Source organism: Ahrensia sp. 13_GOM-1096m (assembly GCF_000620605.1).
Taxonomy (GTDB): domain Bacteria; phylum Pseudomonadota; class Alphaproteobacteria; order Rhizobiales; family Rhizobiaceae; genus Ahrensia; species Ahrensia kielensis.
Genome location: NZ_JIAX01000010.1, coordinates 1 through 19,754, shown reverse-complemented (window position 1 = coordinate 19,754; position 19,754 = coordinate 1). Strand labels below are relative to the sequence as shown.

Genomic DNA, 19,754 nt, shown 5'->3' with positions numbered 1-19,754 from the left:
GGGGCCGTTGTTTATTCAGCGGCCTCTTCCAATGGAGCAGCGAGTTCCAAAGGAATGCGCACAGAAACAATCGTTCCTTTGCCTTCCGTTGAGCGGATTTTCATAGAACCGCCATGCAGCTGCGTCAGTGATTTGGAAATCGCCAAGCCCAGACCTGAACCTGTATGATTTTTTGAGAACTGGTTTTGCACCTGTTCAAATGGCTTTCCTATCCGCTTTAAAGCCGATTTTGGTATGCCGCAGCCCGTATCTTCGATGGTGATTTGAAGAGCCGTAGAAAGAGCTTTACAGCGCACTTTTATACGGCCGCCTTGTTCGGTGAACTTAACGGCGTTTGAAACCAGATTAATCAAAATTTGCTTCATTGCGCGGCGATCAGCCATGAGCGTCATGTCGCAGCTAATTGCTTGCTCAACATGAATGTTTTTCTGCTCCGCTTGAAGCGACAACATCTGTACGCTTTCTTCAATTAGCGGGCGCAGTTCAATCTCTTCTTTTTCAAGAATAACGCGGCCAGCTTCAATCTTAGACATTTCTAAAATGTCGTTGATAACGCCCAATAGAAAGTTGCCACTCGTATTGATGTCTTTTGCATATTCATCATAACGGCCAGAGCCAAGAGGGCCGAACATTTGGTTTTGCATGATATCTGAAAAGCCAATGATCGCGTTGAGCGGCGTGCGCAATTCATGGCTTACATTGGCCAGAAACTCGGTTTTAGCCAGATATGCAGCCTCGGCGACTTCCTTCGCTTTAAGATACTTTTTGTTGAGTTCAGAAAGTTCCATTGCTTTGAGCTGTGATTTCGTGCGCTCGATTGTTACTTGTTCAACCGATGAAATCAGGCAGCGCTTGCTTTCCTGCAGGCGCTCTTCTTGCAGTTTCAATTGCGTAATATCAGTGCCAACTGAGATCATGCCACCAGCTTGTGTGCGTCGTTCATTGACCTGCAACCAGCGACCATCGGCAATTTGGCGCTCATAGGTTTTTGACGTTCCAAGACTGTCATCGCTGACAAGACGGCGTTCGATAAGTGGTTCTCTGACCAGTTTTGAGATTTGGCTGCGCGGTGTGCCTGGTATTAAGGCTTCTTCGGATAGACCATTATATTCAGCAAATTTCTTGTTACACAGAACGAGTTTGTCATCATCATCCCAAAGCGAGAAGGATTCTGAAGTGCTCTCAATCGCAGCTTTTAGGTTTTGGCTGGCAATCTCGGATTGCTCCGCAAGGCGGTGATTTTCAGTAACATCAACAGCGATACCAATGAGGTGATTGCCACCCGATGGATGTTCCACAAGCTTGGTGCGGATACGCAGTCTGACATAGTGACCCTCTGCATGGCGCATGCGGATGATTTCATCGACAGCGGTAATTTCTTGCGCTGCGGCGCGCTGCGCCAGTTCAAACAAGTCTAAATCTTCGCTGTGAACCATGGGCGAAATTTCACCAAAGGACAGCACGTCGTCGATAGGCTCATACCCCAGCATTTCAAACATGGAGCGCGACCAGAAAATACGGCCATGCGCCAAATCCCAGTCCCATAGGCCGCAATGACCACGGGCGAGGGCCGTTTCAACGCGCTTTAATGTTTCGCGATAAACTTTACCAGCCGAACGGCTACGCGCGATTTGCGCAAAATAAGCGTAGAGTAAAATGATCAAGATGCTGGACGTTAGCGCAAAGACCGTGACCGTGAGCGCGCATCGTCTTTGCCAAGCGGCATATAAGTCGGCTTCAGATTGCAGCACGGCAACAACGGAAGAACCTTCACCGATCTTCGTTGCACTAACAATATGCGATGTACCGTTAAGCAGCAATGTTTGAACGCCTGCCGATTCACCAAAGAGGAACAGCGCTTGTGACTGGCTTAAAATAGAAGGAAGGTTTTTGCCAAACAATGATTGATCACCGCCGCGCATACCGATGATTTCTCCATCGCTATCTGTGACAACAACAAACCGGCCTTCATTTGTGGCTTCTTGCGGCAAGGCACGAATGAGAATCTGCTCGAAGTCCGAGCCATTTACAGGGGCAAAGCCATCATCGCGTGCGCCTTCAATCGTGCTTTTTGCAGCAGATGCGAGAAGCGAAACAAACATGCGGCCCTGTTCGCCAGAAGCCTGCCTGTCAGCGAGTAAAGTCGTACCGCGCACGAAGAAAAGCCCGCAAAGGAAAATCATAATAAGAATAGGGATAGAACGCTTGAGATAAGGCTCAAGTACAGAGATCGGGTTTGCTACAGGCTCTGCAAGAAACTTTGCATGACCTTCCATTCCGTCGGCATCAAATCTTGTTAGATCAGCGAATGACAAAGCAGTCCCCTTAGCGCAAAGCCGCGCTTTATAAAAACAGCCCCCATAGCTGTTCTCGTCGATAAATTTTGGATACGCGCTGCCGAAACACAACGAAGCAGCTAGACACAGTGAATCAAAAGTGATTCCCTGTGTCTAGTCCTCAGAGTCAAATAATTAAGAAAAAATTTAATTATTTACTTTTAGTACTTAATTTAAGCACTATTACCCGTGTTTTTAAGCAAGAGTACGTTCGAGAATGTCGCGAACGTCTCGTGACAGCTTTTCTTTTGATAATAATGATTTAAGCGCTTCATGCGCAAAATCAGAACGCTTCTTTTCTAAATTGCGCCATGATCGCATTGCCGTTATCAAACGGGCTGCAACTTGCGGGTTAATATCGTCCAATCGCGCGGTCGCATTGCACAAAAAGCGGTATCCCGCCCCATCAGCTCTGTTAAAACCTGTTGCGTTGCCAACGGAGAATGATCCGATCAGCGCCCGTACACGGTTTGGATTTTCCCAAGAGAAGCTTTCGGATTTGCTCAATTGTTCCACACGCTCTAAAGCACCACCGCCCGGTATCATGGCCTGAATGGCAAACCATTTATCCATAACAATCGGATTATCCGCATAACGCGCACGGAAAGTTTCGAGCGCAAGAGCTGTTTCTTCCGCATCTGGCGCTTGCAGCGCAAGAACGCTCAAAGCATCTGCACGATCTGTCATGTTGTCAGCATTAGAAAAATGCTTTGCAGCCAGTTCCACATCGCCCGTTGCACGCACAATGAGACCAAGGGTCCTATTGCGCAAAGACCTTATGCCTGCACTCGTAGCATCGGGCACAAATGGTTTTGCAGGATTAAGTTTGTCATAAGTCGCCTGCAGTGTCGCAAGGCATTCTTTGGCAATATCATCGAGGATTTGCGACCGTGCAGTGTAGATCGCATCAGGATTAATGTCGCTGCCAATTTCACGGGCTATATTTGCCTCACTCGGCAGGCTTAGACATAACGCACGATAAGCGGGTTCAAGCGTTTCATCGCTCAAAATCTCATGGAGAATTGTTGTTAGCTCTGGTGACGATTTTACGGCTTTGCCGCTCTCAACATCATGCGTGGCTTGGCGTAGCTGGCGCATCGCAAGGCTGGACAATGCCTCCCAGCGGGCAAATTCATCATTGTCGTGTCGCGCTAAAAACGCGAGTTCACTGTCCGCGCGTTCAGGAATAATCGTCACGGGCGCAGAAAAACCGCGCAATAATGAAATGACCGGTGCTTGTTCAACACCTTCAAAATGGATGCTGTGTTTCGGCTCGCGCACATGAATGACATCGCCGGTCACATCTGCACCTGTTACACCGCTATAAGCCAAATCATTGCCTTGCGGGCCAACAAGTCCAAATCGTACCGGAATATGCATCGGCTCAACATTGCCCGTGACGACAGAAGATTTCAGGCTCTGAGCAATGTTGATCGTAAAGCGTTTGTGCGCTTCGTCATAATTTGTCTCAATTGCTAGATTTGGTGTGCCAGCCTGATCATACCAAAGCGAAAATTGTTTGAGATCAGCACCGGTTGCATCTTCAAAACATTTGATGAAATCTTCAATTGTCGCCGCGTCGCCGTCATGGCGCTCGAAATATAAATCAAGCGCACGCTTATAGCCTTCTTCGCCGACAATGGTTTTGAACATGCCAACGACTTCAGAACCCTTTTCATAGACGGTCGAGGTGTAGAAATTATTGATCTCGGAATAGCGGCGCGGACGCACAGGGTGGGCAAGGGGGCCAGCATCTTCCGGAAATTGGTGGGCGCGAAGGCCGCGCACTTCCGCAATCCGCTTAACGGGCGCAGAGCGCATATCGGCAGAAAAAGAATGGTCACGATAAACTGTAAGGCCTTCTTTCAAACAAAGCTGGAACCAGTCACGACAAGTAATGCGGTTGCCGGTCCAGTTGTGAAAATATTCATGCGCAATAATCGCTTCAATATTGGCATAGTCTTGGTCTGTTGCCGTTTCAGGATCGGCCAGGACATATTTATCATTGAAAACATTGAGGCCTTTGTTTTCCATTGCGCCCATATTGAAATCTGAAACCGCGACGATCATGAATATGTCCAGATCATATTCGCAGCCGTAAACCTCTTCGTCCCATTTCATGGAGCGGATGAGCGAATCCATCGCATAAGCAGCACGTGGTTCTTTGCCGTGTTCAACATAGATTTCCAGAGCAACATCGCGGCCGGAACGGGTCTTAAAGCGATCTTTCAGAACGCCTAGATCTCCGGCGAATAAAGCAAACAAATAAGCAGGTTTTGGATGTGGGTCATGCCAGACAGCAAAGTGACGGCCGTTCTCAAGGCTGCCCTTATCGGTGCAATTTCCGTTTGAAAGAAGCAACGGAACGGTCTTGCTGTCACCTTCAATGCGAACAGTGAAAACAGACAAAATGTCTGGTCGGTCCAGATAATAGGTAATGCGGCGAAAGCCTTCAGCTTCACATTGCGTACAAAAATTACCAGATGTGCGGTAAAGCCCCATCAACTTTTTATTCGCTGTCGGATTGATTTTTGTGACGATCTTTAGGGTAAAGACGTCGCTCGCAGGCAGCTTGTTTATGCTGATGCCATCGGCGGATAATTCATAACCATCTTCGCTCAGTGCCGTATCATTAACGGCAATAGAGACGAGCTCAAGCTCATCACCATGCAGCACTAAAGGCGCGCCTTCCGCAACGCCCTCAGCACGGCGCATGGACAGGATGGATGTCACAAGAGTTTCCTGCGCATCTAAAGAGAAATCTAAATCCACCTTGTCTATCTGATAATCGCTTGGGCGGTAGTCTTCGAGTAGAATTGCTGTTCCAGTTTGCGTGCGCATAGATGACCTTAAGGTGTAGAGATAGGGACTGTTGAAATTTGGTTATAGGTAAATCTATGGCCTGTTGTTAAGCCCCTAAAGTTATTTCAATTCTAATGGTCAATCGGGCCCAAATTTCGTGGCAATTTGGGGGAACAATCATCACGGCTCAGCGTTGTTAAATTGGGTCGATAAATAATGAAAAACCCGAAGGAGACAAAATGTCTAAAGGCACAGTTCCAGCTGACGCACTGATTGTCGTTGGCTCCGGTGAAGGAGCCCAATATTTTCGCAATATTGGCACAAACCTCAATATCAAACTCAAAGCTGAAGGCTCATTAAAGCCGGGCAATCTGGCGGATCAAGGTCCATCAGGAAAACAGCCGCCGGATATGTCGGATAAGGAATCCATGGAGATGACATTTTCTAAAATACTAGCAGAGGACCTCTATGCAAAAGCACATAAAGGGTCTTTTGATAATGTCGTCTTAGCGCTTGATCCTGATACACTCGGTGAGGTTCGGCCGCTTTTGCATAAGGAAGTGCAGAGCAAAATCTGTATGGAATTGCCAAAAACCTTAGTGAACCATCCTGTCGCAGAAATTGAACGCTCTCTGTCTGCAGCGGTAAGCTAACCGCAGATTTCTAATGCTCTATATGCGCCTCGCATTAAATTGCGGGGCGTTTTTTATATGTCGTTGAATAATTTGTAACATCTTCCTCAAAGAGCATTTATGAGCCTCGTCATATCGTCTTGCCTCTGCTATTGGCTTGCCCAAAGAAAGTGACGGGCATCGTGGCAGTAGAAGGTCAAAATGAGGCGGACGAAAGTAATCCGCTTTTAGCAATCACACTCAAAATCATTTCTGTTTGCGCGTTTTTGGTTATGGCAACTGTGATCAAACTTGCAGGGCAATTGCCTGTTGGGCAGATCGCATTTTACCGTTCATTTTGGGCCATTTGGCCAATTGTCATCTATCTGTTGATTACCCAACAACATAAAGGCGTGCTGAAAACCAATCATTTAAAAAGCCACATTTGGCGCGGGGCTATTGGCGTGTTTGCAATGGGGCTCGGATTTTATGGGCTGACGCGCATACCGTTGCCGGATGCTATCGCGCTGAGTTATTCGCGCCCCTTAATCACCATTGTGTTAGGCGCTGTCATTCTGGGCGAAGTCGTGCGTCGTTACCGCTGGGGAGCGGTGATGGTTGGTTTTGTCGGTGTGATGATTATTTCTTGGCCGAAACTTCAAATTTTGCGCGGCGCTGGTGGGTTTGAGAACCAAGAAGCATTAGGTGTGATTGCAACGCTTTTGCAGGCGGTTGTAGCATCCTTTGCTTTTGTGTTGGTAAGGCAGCTTGTCAAAACCGAGCGCACGCCGACCATCGTGCTTTATTTCTCAATCACAGCCAGTGCGTTTGCACTTATGACGCTTCCGTTCGGCTGGGAGCCCCTTAGTTGGAACCAAATAGGCTTTTTGGTTGCTGCAGGTGTTTTCGGCGGGCTTGGCCAAATCCTGCTGACGCAAAGTTATCGCTACGCGGAAACATCGATCATTGCGCCCTTTGAATATACCTCAGTGATTTTTTCACTTGCCATCGGCATCTGGCTTTTCAGCGAGGCACCGTCATGGTCAACGATTATCGGCTCGCTCATCGTTGTTGGCTCCGGTATTTTCATCATCTTCCGTGAGCGATCTTTGGGAATTAAACGCTCTGCAGAACGCAGATCCGCCAATATGAAGGGGCTTTAGCCTCAAACGCCACTTTCTGAAGGGTCGACTTCTTCATCTGAGCGGGGGTCAAGCTGATACATTTCCGGCGTCTGCGTGCGGCCAAAAGATGTATACGCAAATTCGCCGCGTTCTTCTTCTGTCGGCGCATCTGCCACTTTCAGACGCAATATTGTGAAAATTGCAAAAGCAATAAACCCAACGAGGATTGTCGAGAATAATCCAGAGCCTCCGATTAAGCCGATCAATAGGCCTGCAATAATCGGACCGACCATAGAGCCAATCGCATAAACAATAAGCAGGCTCGATGATGTTTCAATAAATGCACCGGGCTCTGCGTGGTCATTGGCGTGCGAAACCACGAGCGAGTAGAGTGGCATCATAATGCCGCCAAACACGAACATGGCAATAAACAGCGCTATATTATTGGTCGGTTCGTAAAATGTGAGTATGCCAGAAACGATAATGCCGACGATTGTTGCAGCAAGCATGACATAGCGGCGGTCCATTTTGTCTGAAGCGCGCCCAAGCGGAAACTGAAGCAAAACGCCGCCCAGCATTGCCACGACAAGCATTATCGCGATCTGAGAGCCGGAATAGCCGAGCAGGGAGCCGTAAACAGGTGCTTGATAGCTCCATGCTCCGAATGTGAAACCAGTAACAAACGCGCCAACGGTTGCAACAGGAGACATTGCATAAAGGCGCCTGATATCAATTTTCACTTCTGCTGGCGGCTGCGGTGATATCGCTGGCGATACGGCGGTTGGAATAATTGCTGCGGCATAGCTCATGGCTGCAAGAATGAATAATGTCGTAAGGGCAGGGTCCGATGTAATCAGCAAAAATTGCCCGATCATCAGCCCGACTGTGTTTGTGACCATATAAGAAGAGAAAACAAGGCCGCGCGATTCGTTGGTGCTTCGCTCATTGAGCCAGCTTTCCACCACCATATAAGCACCCGACAACGCAAAGCCCGCAACGCCGCGCAGCAAAAACCAAACCGGAATATTGACGAAAATCGCATGGGCCATCAATGAGATCGCCAACATGGCTGCAACAACGGCATAAACGCGTACATGACCAACACGGCGAACAAGGCGCGGAATGTAAACACAGCCGCCAACAAAACATGCTGCATAAAATGCGCCCATAAAACCAATGGTCAGCGGAGACCAGCCTTCCAGCCCAGCGCGCAGCGGCAATAGGATACCGGTCAAACCGGAGCCGATAAGAAGGAAGAATGTTGATATCAACAGTCCTGCAATGGGGCGAAGCTGTAAAATCATTGTCTTTTGCACCATTAAAAAGGGCTGTGAATTTGCGGGCTCTATGCGCTGTTCGAACTGGCTCAGGTCAAACAAATGCGACATATAAATGAACTTTGTGACGCAAATAGAATACTCGCTATTGCGCGGCTAATTTTGCCTTCACCGATAATAAATCCAGCCAAGCATGACGTTTCAACTTTGGCTGATTAATCAGCATTGCTGGATCAAAGGTTGCAATGGCTTGGATGCCGAAATTGGGCAGTTCAGTCCATTTTCCACGCGCTTGCATAATTGTTTGGCGCGTCTTTAAAATATGACGCACAGCGCCATTGCCAAGCACAAGTATCAATTCGGGCTTTGCGAGTTGGATTTGCCTTGCAAGAAACGGAGCGCACATTTCTAAATGCAGCGGTGTTGGTGCGGAATTTCCCGGTGGATTCCACGGCACGCAATAGGACATATAAACATCCTCATGGCGCGATAGGCCAATCGCACCCAGCATTTTTTCAAGCAATAAACCATTAGGCCCTGAAAATGCGCTGCCAGCATTGTCGTCGTTACCGGTCGGCGCGCCGCCGATGATCATAAGCCTAGCGCCGCGTTTTCCGCCTTCAAATATCGTGGAGCGGGCGCTTCTTTTCAGATTACAGCCCTCAAAAGTTTCTACCGCTTGTTTGAGTGCATCCAAATCCTGTGCCGCATCGGCCATTGCAACGGCTTTAGCGACAACTTCTTCTGTCGGAAGCGTAACAGCTAAATTTGCCTGTGCGATGGGGCGCGGCGCATCTTTCATGCGCTTGCGCGGGTCCATTTCCATCAATTCAGGTTCGTGCGGATCAGTGCTCTTTTTGTTTTCAGCCTTGATGTTTTCAACAGGTGCAACACTTTGAGGTGCAGCTTGCTCGGGAGCCATCTCGAAACGATCCAAAGCGACATCTGATATGGGGAAATCTAATCCACTTTCGGCATAAAAGCGCAAAAGGGAATGAATTTCCTCGACAGTCATTTCAGATGTATTTTCGGTATCGCTCATTGTTGTGTTCTATATCGTGCACGGTTACGCATTAAAAGGAAATTCCAAGGCAAAAGTTCAATAAGCATAGTTATGCATTCCAGTCTTATAGCGACATTTTATCTTGCATTATTGACGTAAACGTCAAAATTAAATACGACAAACAGAATAAAAGTGTTGGAGATTGCTATGCTGGCTGTATTTGGTTAGCGGGTCTGGCACTGTAAAGATAAGACAGCCTCAGCAAATGCTGGGCAAATAATCGGGAGACATTGATGAGCGATAACCCAATGAATGAACCACGCGAGAGTATGGAGTTTGATGTCGTTATTGTTGGCGCTGGTCCTGCTGGTCTTGCCGCTGCGATTAAGCTCAAGCAACTCGATGAAAATCTCTCCGTTGTTGTTCTGGAAAAGGGGGCTGAAGTCGGCGCTCACATTCTTTCAGGTGCGGTGGTTGATCCGATTGGTCTCGACAAATTAATCCCTGATTGGCGAAATGATCCCGATCATCCAATGAAAACACCCGTTACGGATGATCAGTTTCTATTCCTCGGGCCTGCTGGCTCTATACGCTTGCCAAATTTTGCAATGCCGCCATTGATGAACAATCATGGCAATTACATTGTTTCGCTTGGTAATGTGGCACGCTGGATGGCGGCCCGCGCCGAAGCGCTTGGTGTTGAAATTTATCCAGGCTTTGCTGCCGCTGAAATCATTTACGATGATAATGGCGCAATGAAAGGTGTTGCAACCGGCGATATGGGCATCGAAAAAGATGGCTCGCCCGGTCCGATGTTCGCTCGCGGTATGGAGCTTCATGGCAAATATGTGCTGATCGCAGAAGGTGTGCGCGGCTCTATCGCCAAGCAGCTGATTAACAAGTTTGATTTGGATAAGGATTGCGAACCAGGTAAATTCGGCCTCGGCATTAAAGAGCTTTGGCAGGTCGATCCATCCAAGCACAAGCCGGGCCTTGTTCAGCACTCTTTTGGCTGGCCGCTCGATATGAAAACTGGCGGTGGTTCATTCCTTTATCATTTGGAAGACAATCAGGTTGCTGTCGGCTTTGTGCTGCATCTGAATTACAAGAATCCATACCTCTCGCCATTTGAAGAGTTTCAGCGCTTCAAAACGCATCCGCGTATTCGTGAAACATTTGAAGGCGGCAAACGCATTTCTTATGGCGCACGCGCGATTACTGAAGGCGGCTGGCAGTCTGTGCCGAAAGTGTCGTTTCCAGGCGGCGCACTGATTGGTTGCTCGGCAGGATTTGTGAATGTACCGCGTATCAAAGGATCACATAATGCGGTTCTTTCTGGCATAATTGCTGCGGAAAAAGTGGTTGAAGCTTTAGCGGCTGGCAAGGCCAATGATGATGCGCTTATCACCTATGAAAATGAATGGCGTAGCAGTGAAATCGGCGATGACTTGAAGAAAGTCCGTAATGTTAAGCCGCTATGGTCACGTTTTGGTACTGCACTTGGTGTCGGCATTGGCGGCATTGATATGTGGATCAACCAGCTCACCAAGGGTTGGTCGCCGCTAGGCACGTTGAAGCATGGAAAAACGGATGCTGCCTCTGTTGAAAAAGCAGATAAGCATAAGCCAATCAATTACCCAAAACCAGATGGCGTGCTTACATTTGATCGGCTTTCATCGGTGTTTTTGTCAAATACGAACCATGAAGAGAACCAGCCTGTTCACTTGAAGGTTTTGAATCAAGAACTTCAAAAATCATCGGAATACGCTGAATTTGCAGGGCTTTCTTATCGTTACTGCCCAGCTGGTGTTTATGAATGGGTGGATAGCGCGGGCAATACAATCACCGCACCACATGACTATGAAGCATCAGATGATGTGCGCTTTCAGATCAACGCGCAAAACTGCGTGCATTGTAAAACATGTGATATCAAAGACCCGAACCAGAATATCAACTGGACAGTGCCGCAAGGCGGCGAAGGGCCCGTTTATCCGAATATGTAATCTATCGGATCAATTCTAAACGAATAAAAGCGCGGGTTTTAAACCCGCGCTTTTTTATTGCGCTGATTGTGTCTCACGCTCTTCTTCTTCAACACGCGGGTCCATCGCGATTGTTTCAGTTGTTTGCATACGTGTCGGCGACATATTCACGAAATCACCGCGCTCATCCATAGGCACTGGTGCACGCTGTGTGATCCGGTAGATGGCATAAATAATCAACACAACATGGGCCGCAGCCGTTGTGATGAACAGGCCGGATGGGCCGACAAATGACATGACGCCACCAGCAATAAGCGGCCCGCCAATTGAGCCACAGCCAAACAAGAGTAGCAGCCCTGATGATGTGCGCAGAAAATAATTGTCCGGTGCGTGGTCATTGGCATGGGCAACAACGACCGGATACATGGCGAAAATACAGGCGCCAAAAAGACTTGATGCAATCAGCACGGCTGTTGCGCTTTGTGGCTCCAAAAATACAAAATAAGCATCACACAGTGCTGCAATGGCTACAACGGCAACAAGCACGATGCGTCGATCCATTTTGTCAGAAATGTAGCCAATGGGAATTTGCGCGACGGCACCTGCAAGAATTGAAACACTCATAAACAGGGCAATCGCAGGCACAGACAGGCCAATGCGTTCGCCGTAAACCGCACCCAACGTACCAAAGGCACTATTGGAGACACCGATAAGAATAACCGCCGCCACGGCAATCGGAGAGTTTTTCCAAAGCGTTGCAAGATCAAGCTTTGTCTCTGTCAGAGGCTGCGGCTGTTCGGCTGTGTAAAGCGCCGTCGGCAACAAAGCGAGTGAATAGAAGATCGCAGCGATAACGAAGAATAGGGGCGCATTGCTGTCTCCCAATGTGATGACCATCTGGCCAGCTGTGACCGCTGCCAGATTGACCATCGTGTAAATGCCAAACACGCGGCCACGAACATTGGCCTCGGAACGCTCATTGAGCCAGCTTTCAACGATCATCGCTGCGCCAGCAAAGCAAAATCCGGCAACACCGCGTAGCGGTATCCACGCCGCAGGATGGATAATGATAAGCGAGCCAAGAATTGAAACGACAGCCAGCGCAGTCATAGCGCCGAATGCGCGAATATGGCCGACACGTTGCACCGTGCGCGGCACCAGCAGGCAACCGAGCACAAAACCAATTGCCCATCCCGTACCCAATAGGCCAAGTGAAAACGACGAAAAGCCTTCGACTGATCCGCGCAATGGCAAGATCAACCCGTTGACGCCGCCCGCAAACATAAGAAAGGCGGACCCAACAAATAAGGGCATTGTAGAGCGGGGAAGTGCTGGCATGTCGGTCCTCAAAATCTGTGCAGAGCATGCGTGATTTGCAGCATTGGCTCAAGCCCGAACAATGCATATGACACTTATACAAAAAGGCTCGGCATTAATAGCCGAGCCAATCTTAATTCATCAGTTTAATGTCACATTATTTAAGTGTGATCTGTGTAAAGCCAACAGCGATATTGGCGCCTTCAGATGCTGATAGGCTGAGCGGTTGAAGGGCAAATGAATCAGCAGAGCCGCCAACCAAGACATTTGCGCCCAATCCTGCTGCAAAAGCTGCGGATGCAGATGCACCTGAGTAAGTGCCGGCAAGGGCATTAGGGGCATATTTATCAGATTCGGCTGCAACGACAGTCCAGCCAATAATTGATTTGCCTGTAAAGCCGATATCCACGCCATATTTGTCGATTTGACCAACATAGGTTTCTGTTGGTTCGCTGGCATTAGCGGGTGTGAATGAGCATGTCATATCTTTAGAGGAGCCGAACACGAACCCTGTTCCGCCATCAACGTCACACGTTAATTGTCCAAGCTGTACACCGGCATCCTGCGCATATGCACTTGAAGCAATTGGCAGCGCCGCAAGCGTTGCAGCTGAAGTAAGGGCAATAATATTATTACGTAAAGTCATGATTAGACCTCTTAATTGGCCATGTTCAAAGCGAACATAGCATTGCAGTGAGGTGATACCTTTGAACGTAAACATATGACGCTCTATAGATATCACCTTGTGTGGGTCTACAATGCGTGTCGCGCTTGTGAGTTCCATTCAAAGTGCTAATTGTGGAACTCAACTAATCTTACAAATATTACAAATGCCGTGTTCTGTTATTGAAATGCGGTTTCTGAAAAGCTGCGAAGCTTACGTGAATGCAAACGTTCCGAAGGCATCTGGCCCAACTTTTCCATTGCACGAATACCAATAATCAGATGTTGGTTGACCTGCCGCTTGTAGAAATCGGTTGCCATGCCCGGTAGTTTTAACTCGCCATGTAGCGGTTTGTCAGAAACACAAAGCAATGTGCCATAGGGCACACGGAACCGGAAACCATTTGCTGCAATCGTCGCCGATTCCATATCCAAGGCAATAGCACGTGACTGGCTAAGCCGTTTAACCGGTCCGCGTTGATCGCGCAGCTCCCAGTTCCTGTTGTCGATGGTGGCAACCGTGCCCGTGCGCATAATTGCTTTAAGCTCATAGCCTTCAAGGCCTGTGACTTCGGCAACGGCTTGTTCAAGCGCAACTTGAACTTCTGCAAGCGCAGGGACTGGAACGGACAATGGCAAATCATCATCCAGCACTGAATCTTCGCGCACATAGGCATGGGCAAGAACATAATCGCCAAGCGCTTGCGTGTTGCGAAGGCCAGCGCAATGGCCAAGCATCAACCAAGCATCGGGACGAAGAACGGCAATATGGTCCGTGATCGTTTTCGCATTGGAAGGTCCAACGCCAATATTGACCATCGTGATGCCGCCGCCATTCTTTTTAACGAGGTGATAGGCAGGCATTTGCGGCAGCCGTTGTGGTTCAACACCAGAAGCATGGGATGTTTCACCATGTTTCGTCACAAGATTGCCGGGCTCAACGAATGCGATATATTGACTGTTTGGGTCAGCCATTTCATTGCGCGCATAGGCGCAAAATTCGTCGATATAGAACTGGTAGTTCGTAAACAGAACGAAATTCTGGAAATGGCTCGGGCTTGTTGCTGTATAATGAGCAAGCCGCGCGAGTGAATAATCAATTCTCTGTCCGGTAAACGGTGCAAGCGGTGATGGCTCACCTTCACGCGGCTCAAAATCACCATTGGCAATGTCATCATTGGTAACATTAAGGTCTGGCACATCAAAAATATCGCGAAGAGGGCGAACCATGGCGTCGGGATCTGATTGATCGACATAGGTGCCTTCTTTAAAGGCAAAGTGAAGCGGAATTGGCGTGCCGCTTTCTGACACTTCCACTTTGACATCATGGTTGCGTATCAAAAGATCAATTTGCTGCGTGAGGTAATTTTTAAATAGGTCTGGCCGCGTGATCGTCGTCTCATAATGACCAGGCTGAGCCAAATGACCATATGCCAGACGCGAATCTGCTTTTGCATAACTATCGGAGCGTATCGAAAGCGCGGGATAATAAGCGCGAACCCGCTTATCACTATCACCGCCTTTAATGAGTTTATTGAAATGCTCGTACAGGAATGTCGTGTTGCGTTCATAAAGCGCAGTCAGCGCAGCAACAGCATCTGCCGCATTATCGAAATATTGGGGCAGCGCAGCAGGCGGCAGCAAGTAATTCGCTTTTGTAGAGGGGGTGTTGAGCGCCGATGCGCCCGCGTGTATTTTGTTTTCTGTTTTCATGGCCATTTATAGACCAACAATAATGACAGTCAATTGACGAAAATTAAGTTGATTTCTTATCCGCGCATCAAAGATACATAAAGTACGAAGCCAGCACCATTGGTGCTTTTGCTATTACCATCAGCAATGGCTGAGGCGATGCCTGCAAGTGGGCCTACAAAAAGCATAACAAGAGCAGCAACGCGTAAGCTCGGACGAAGATATCTTTGATAAATATTAGTCATAGGTAAATTCCTTATTGCGCGCGGCAGCTATGAGGAGCCTGATAAATGCACGGTGTGCTGAAATCGATTTGTAGAGCGTAAGCTGGACGTGTCGTATTATTGAGCAGCGAAACGATTGCCATTGCGAAGAGCGTTGCAATCAAACAAATAATAGTGAAGCGGCGTGTTAGCATTGTCTGTCCCTCATTGTGTAAGGACAATATGCAGGGCTGTCGGTGAACCATTGCTGAGACCCTCATTCATATTCCGTTCAGGTTTCTATCTGCAGCAGTGAACAAAACAGACGATCTCAGGGGCAGGCGGCCTTGGCAATGAGGGGACGGTCTGTTTATTTGCTCGCATCGGGAGATGAAAATGACAGCTGCAATCGAACTATATTATTGGCCGACGCCCAATGGATGGAAAATTACCATCGCATTGGAAGAGCTCGGCCTGCCTTATAACGTCAATTTCGTGAATATCGGGAAGGGCGATCAATTCGAGCCGTCTTTTCTCAATATTGCGCCCAATAACCGTATGCCTGCAATTGTTGACCCCAATGGTCCAGATGGTGCGCCGATTTCGATTTTTGAATCTGGCGCAATTCTTCAATATCTTGGGCGTAAAACCGGAAAATTATATCCTAACGATGAACGCAGCAGAGTTGCGGTTGAAGAATGGTTGATGTGGCAGATGGGCGGCCTCGGACCTATGGCTGGCCAAGCGCACCATTTCCGCATTTATGCGCCTGAAAAAATTGAGTACGCGGTTGATCGTTATACAAATGAATGCAACCGCCTTTATGGCGTGATGGATCGCAGATTGGCTGACAATGAATGGCTTGCAGGGGCTGATTACTCAATCGCCGATATCGCATGCATCGGCTGGATCAGTCGGCATGAACGCCAAGGACAAGACTTAAACACATTTCCCAACCTTAAACGCTGGTATGAGGCGATGATGGACCGTCCTGCTGTAAAGCGCGGCATGTCCATTGCCCAAGACTTGGATAAGCAGTCAAACATTGCGGGCAATGATGCCGCCCAAAGCATTTTGTTCGGCCAGAAGTCCAACTAACGTTCTGCTAGAGTTTAAAGGGCTTGGCTTGCTGGGCAAAATAAAAGGCGACCACATGGCCGCCTTTATAGTCTTGGTGATGCTTGAAAGATTAGAGCTTTTTCCACGTTTGTGTTTTGCAGAACACTTTCAGTGCGCAGCCACGCATCTTCATCGTAGAACCTGATATGGTTGCTTTGCCAGAATATTGCTTGTCATCTGCAGGGTCAGTCACAGTGCCGGTGTAAGGGCCGCTGCCTGAAACTTTGCCGATTTGTTTGCCCTTATATTTGCCCGTTGTCAGATTGATACAAAATGACCCGCCGCATTTAGCGATCTTTGCAGTCTCGCCGCTTGCAGTGCGCCAATTGCCTTCAATATCTGCTGCCATCGCTGGTGTTGTGAGCAATGCAGTCGCGGCCAGTGCCGCAAAAAAAGTATTCTTCATGATGTCCTCCCGATGTGTCCGGTCACTCTCGACCAGCCTGCGATATATAATATTGACGCACACGTAAAAGTAAAATGATATTTTACGCGAAGCGGGGCAACGTCAACAGGCCGGTTGAGCGATCTATGTAGATCATTTTAGGTAAAATGCATTTCAAATTTAACGCGTATTTTTATGGCCTCCACAAATCAAGGTGAATGAATGGTTGAAGCCCATATGGTTTACAAGATAAGAATTTACTATTTTTCTATTTAAAATCAATGTGTTGAATGTTTAACGATAATATAAATTTATAAAGTATTTTAATCGTGTTTGCTCAAAATTAAGGACGCTTTTTAGCAAGGAATTCAAAATTTAGGGCCATTCTACCCCCATAACAAAAACGGGCTTCAAACAGGCTCGATAGAAATAAAACAACAGTGACAATATACAGGGGAATGTAAAATGGCACGCTTTGAGATGGAAAATGCGGATATGGCAGCAATCGGCGGAGGCGCTACTGCTGATATTCTTTTTGAAATGGGTTTGGTTGCTGCGACAGGTCGCGACTGCGAAATCAACCTTGTTGAAGCACATAAATGGCTTAACATTGCAGCGATCAAAGGATCACCGCGAGCAGCTCAGCTTCGCAGCGAGATTTCAGAATATATGTCAAAACCTGAAATTGCTTCAGCTTTGCGTTCAGCACGTGAGTGGATGACAACACACTAATTGGTGTACTGCCGCGCCCACATTGGGGCGCGTCTATAGGAAATGTATTAGTCTGTGCTGATGCTTGGCAATGATTTGGAAGACGAGGCGCTTAGCTGGCACCCATATAGCGGCCAGGTTTGTGGTTGACGCCCAAAATCATGTTGAAAATCAATGCACCGATCACGGACCAGAATAGTTGTTCCCACGTGACGACAAAGGCCGCTGCGCCTAAAATGATAAAGTCGATCGCAAGCTGAACATATCCTGCGCGCATGTTTTTATTGTTTTGCAGCCAATATACCAAAATATTGACGCCGCCGAGACCTGCGCCATGACGAAATAACGCCAGCAAGCCCAGCCCAATCATGGTTCCGCCTGCGATGGCCGCAAGCGCTGGATGTACGGTGCCGATCTCGATATAGTTTGGGAAAAATGGCACAAGAACAGACATGCCCATCACCGCGCAAAATGTTTTGGCGATGTAACGAATGCCCATGCTACCCATGCCGAAAAAATAAAACGGCAAGTTTATAACAAAAAACAAAAGTCCAAATTTTAGGCCCGTTGCATAGCTGACGATCAGCGATATGCCGGCCACGCCGCCGAGCACGATGCCGGCAAGCTTGAACAAAAATACACCAAAAGAAACGAGGATAACGCCGATGGAAATCGCGAAAATATCTTCGATGAGTGTGTGACGGCTTTCACGTGCCAATGTAATGGCATCATAACCGGTAATCGTTTTTTCGTCGCTCATTGCAAATCTTTTAACACAGCGGCAAGTGCCGTTGAAAACTGATTGATTTCTTCATCTTTGCCGGTGCTAACTCTGATGCAACGATCAAGAACAGGAGCCATTGGTTTACGCACAAAAATTCTGCGTTCCATGAGGCCTTTGAGAACTTGCATTGCGTAGGCGCCATCTTGCCCACAATCAATTGTCACGAAATTCGTTGCAGATTTTATTGGCTTTAGACCGTTTTCAATGGCGATTGCGCTCAAACGATCACGTGCTTGCGCATTTGTCTCAAGTGTCTGCATGAGCCACTTCTGGTCCTTCAAGGCTGCTTCACTTGCAGCCTGCGCCATAATGTTGATGCCAAAATGGTTCCGAATTTTCTCGAAAGGTAAAATCAATGCGCTGTTGCCAATGGCATAGCCGCATCTAAGGCCTGCAATGCCATATGCTTTTGAAAAGGTGCGAACCCGCAGCAGGTTCGCCCGCGTGCAATCAATAGGGGGCAGGGTGCCTTCGGGAGCTGTTTCACCATAGGCTTCATCAAGAATGATCAATGTGTCCTCAGGGATTTTGTTGATGAAATCTTCAATATCCTTGGCAGGCCACCATGTTCCCATCGGATTGTCCGGATTAGAGACGTAAACAATGGCCGGATGCGTTTTCTGCGCTTCTTGTGCCAATGCATCAAGATCTTCATGGTCATCTCGGTAAGGCACAGTCAGCAATGTGCGGTCATAGGCTGCAACATGGTAGTTGAAAGTCGGGTAAGCGCCAGCCGACGTCAAAATCGTATCTTTGGGCGATGAGAATATACGCACAATCAAGCCAAGCAGCCCATCAATGCCTGAACCAATAACGACATTGTTCATTTCAATGCCGAGATGTTGGCAAAGTGCGAGCCTCAGTGAAAAGTTCTCAGGATCAGCATATTGGCCAACACTTTGGCTGGCGATACGCGCCATTGCTTCAATGGCGTTTGGTGAACAGCCCAGATTATTTTCATTCGCGCCAAGACGCGCCACAAATTGGTTGCCTGATTCTCTTTCTGTGCGTTCGGGAGCCACAAAGGGAATCGTTGCAGGTAAAGCTTGAATATGGGCGTCTATTTTGATTGTCATGGCTGTCTCGTGGTAAAATTATGGGCTAGCGGTATATGAATTATAGCCAAATGGGCACTTCTTCTTTTGATTTTAACAAAAGAAATCCATTCGCAGCATAATTACCGTTGAAATCAGAACATCTTTTATATAGCAACGGTCTCGGAGATGTGGCCGAGTGGTCGAAGGCGCGCCCCTGCTAAGGGCGTAGATGGGTAACTGTCTCGAGGGTTCGAATCCCTTCGTCTCCGCCATTTTACTATAATTCAAGTACTTAGGTATTGTGTGTTCAGGTGTGTCATAAAGTGAGACACTGTTGAATGTCACTTAGAACTGACCTGGTATTGTCACCGAGATTTGACCCGCTAAGTCGTTATGCTTTCTTCGTCATGATTTGGTCAATGGTGTTGTTTCCTTTCGTTTCTGTTTTGCAATTTCAGCGCTGGCTTTGAAGCGGTAACTGTCATTGCCAGTCTCCAGTATGTGGCATCTGTGTGTTAGCCGATCGAGCAAGGCAGTGGTCATCTTGGCGTCACCGAAGACCGTCGCCCATTTACTAAAGCTAAGATTGGTCGTGATGATTACGCTGGTTCGTTCATAAAGTTTGCTGAGAAGGTGGAAGAGTAGAGCGCCGCCTGATGTGCTGAACGGCAGGTAATACAGTTCATCGAGTATCACTAAATCGATCTT

17 protein-coding genes and 1 tRNA gene are annotated in these 19,754 nt (G+C 47.9%); 6 read left to right on the top strand and 12 right to left on the bottom strand.

Annotated features, from left to right (window positions below; translation table 11 throughout):
* Positions 1 to 11: 11 nt before the first annotated feature.
* Together N530_RS0106290 and pepN are read right to left on the bottom strand one after the other, a co-directional pair.
* On the bottom strand, positions 12 to 2,315 hold the full coding sequence (locus N530_RS0106290) for an ATP-binding protein (protein WP_026480002.1): 2,304 nt from the start codon (positions 2,313 to 2,315) through the stop codon (positions 12 to 14).
* A 216-nt stretch (positions 2,316 to 2,531) separates the two neighbouring features.
* Positions 2,532 to 5,177, bottom strand: coding sequence for an aminopeptidase N (gene pepN, locus N530_RS0106285; protein WP_026480001.1), 2,646 nt, complete (start codon positions 5,175 to 5,177; stop codon positions 2,532 to 2,534).
* 200 nt (positions 5,178 to 5,377) lie between these two features.
* Here pepN and N530_RS0106280 point away from each other — a divergent pair, with 200 nt between their 5' ends.
* Both N530_RS0106280 and N530_RS0106275 read left to right on the top strand, forming a co-directional pair.
* Positions 5,378 to 5,791, top strand: a complete 414-nt coding sequence (locus N530_RS0106280; RefSeq protein ID WP_026480000.1) for a host attachment family protein — start codon at positions 5,378 to 5,380, stop codon at positions 5,789 to 5,791.
* Positions 5,792 to 5,922: 131 nt separating this feature from the next.
* On the top strand, positions 5,923 to 6,912 hold the full coding sequence (locus tag N530_RS0106275) for a DMT family transporter (RefSeq protein WP_081773903.1): 990 nt from the start codon (positions 5,923 to 5,925) through the stop codon (positions 6,910 to 6,912).
* Between the two features lie 2 nt (positions 6,913 to 6,914).
* On the opposite strand, the gene N530_RS0106270 is transcribed toward N530_RS0106275, so the two are convergent.
* Both N530_RS0106270 and N530_RS0106265 read right to left on the bottom strand, forming a co-directional pair.
* Positions 6,915 to 8,177, bottom strand: coding sequence for an MFS transporter (locus tag N530_RS0106270; RefSeq protein ID WP_026479998.1), 1,263 nt, complete (start codon positions 8,175 to 8,177; stop codon positions 6,915 to 6,917).
* 118 nt (positions 8,178 to 8,295) lie between these two features.
* Positions 8,296 to 9,192: a uracil-DNA glycosylase gene (locus N530_RS0106265; protein WP_026479997.1), complete on the bottom strand. Its 897-nt coding sequence runs from the start codon at positions 9,190 to 9,192 to the stop codon at positions 8,296 to 8,298.
* Positions 9,193 to 9,446: 254 nt separating this feature from the next.
* On the opposite strand from N530_RS0106265, the gene N530_RS0106260 reads away from it, so the two are divergent.
* Positions 9,447 to 11,156, top strand: a complete 1,710-nt coding sequence (locus tag N530_RS0106260) for an electron transfer flavoprotein-ubiquinone oxidoreductase (RefSeq protein ID WP_026479996.1) — start codon at positions 9,447 to 9,449, stop codon at positions 11,154 to 11,156.
* Positions 11,157 to 11,210: 54 nt separating this feature from the next.
* On the opposite strand, the gene N530_RS0106255 is transcribed toward N530_RS0106260, so the two are convergent.
* The 4 genes from N530_RS0106255 to N530_RS19020 form a co-directional block, all read right to left on the bottom strand.
* The gene (locus N530_RS0106255; protein WP_026479995.1) at positions 11,211 to 12,473 is read right to left on the bottom strand and encodes an MFS transporter; all 1,263 of its coding nucleotides are present in this window, start codon (positions 12,471 to 12,473) and stop codon (positions 11,211 to 11,213) included.
* 136 nt (positions 12,474 to 12,609) lie between these two features.
* Positions 12,610 to 13,098 (bottom strand): DUF992 domain-containing protein, encoded by a 489-nt coding sequence (locus N530_RS0106250; RefSeq protein ID WP_026479994.1) that lies wholly within the window; start codon positions 13,096 to 13,098, stop codon positions 12,610 to 12,612.
* A 197-nt stretch (positions 13,099 to 13,295) separates the two neighbouring features.
* Positions 13,296 to 14,834, bottom strand: coding sequence for an AMP nucleosidase (locus N530_RS0106245; RefSeq protein WP_018687384.1), 1,539 nt, complete (start codon positions 14,832 to 14,834; stop codon positions 13,296 to 13,298).
* Positions 14,835 to 14,884: 50 nt separating this feature from the next.
* Positions 14,885 to 15,052 carry a hypothetical protein gene (locus N530_RS19020; RefSeq protein WP_155851938.1) on the bottom strand — a complete coding sequence of 56 codons (168 nt, stop codon included), beginning with the start codon at positions 15,050 to 15,052 and terminating at the stop codon, positions 14,885 to 14,887.
* A 354-nt stretch (positions 15,053 to 15,406) separates the two neighbouring features.
* Between N530_RS19020 and N530_RS0106230 the strand changes: the two genes are divergently transcribed.
* Positions 15,407 to 16,108, top strand: coding sequence for a glutathione binding-like protein (locus N530_RS0106230; protein ID WP_026479993.1), 702 nt, complete (start codon positions 15,407 to 15,409; stop codon positions 16,106 to 16,108).
* A 91-nt stretch (positions 16,109 to 16,199) separates the two neighbouring features.
* Here N530_RS0106230 and N530_RS0106225 read toward each other — a convergent pair whose 3' ends face one another.
* The gene (locus N530_RS0106225; RefSeq protein WP_026479992.1) at positions 16,200 to 16,535 is read right to left on the bottom strand and encodes a DUF2147 domain-containing protein; all 336 of its coding nucleotides are present in this window, start codon (positions 16,533 to 16,535) and stop codon (positions 16,200 to 16,202) included.
* Positions 16,536 to 16,979: 444 nt separating this feature from the next.
* Between N530_RS0106225 and N530_RS0106220 the strand changes: the two genes are divergently transcribed.
* Positions 16,980 to 17,246, top strand: a complete 267-nt coding sequence (locus N530_RS0106220; RefSeq protein WP_018687389.1) for a sel1 repeat family protein — start codon at positions 16,980 to 16,982, stop codon at positions 17,244 to 17,246.
* A 91-nt stretch (positions 17,247 to 17,337) separates the two neighbouring features.
* Here the strand turns inward: N530_RS0106220 and N530_RS0106215 are convergent, their stop codons facing one another.
* Positions 17,338 to 17,985 (bottom strand): YitT family protein, encoded by a 648-nt coding sequence (locus tag N530_RS0106215; RefSeq protein WP_026479991.1) that lies wholly within the window; start codon positions 17,983 to 17,985, stop codon positions 17,338 to 17,340.
* A complete protein-coding gene (locus tag N530_RS0106210) occupies positions 17,982 to 19,085 on the bottom strand; it encodes a pyridoxal phosphate-dependent aminotransferase (protein WP_026479990.1) in 1,104 nt (367 codons plus the stop codon). The genes N530_RS0106215 and N530_RS0106210 overlap by 4 nt, the downstream gene beginning before the upstream one ends.
* A gap of 143 nt (positions 19,086 to 19,228) precedes the next feature.
* Here N530_RS0106210 and N530_RS0106205 point away from each other — a divergent pair.
* Positions 19,229 to 19,318 (top strand) — tRNA-Ser (locus N530_RS0106205).
* A 133-nt stretch (positions 19,319 to 19,451) separates the two neighbouring features.
* Here the strand turns inward: N530_RS0106205 and N530_RS0106200 are convergent.
* On the bottom strand, positions 19,452 to 19,754 hold a 303-nt coding region (locus tag N530_RS0106200; RefSeq protein ID WP_026479054.1), incomplete at its 5' end, for an ATP-binding protein.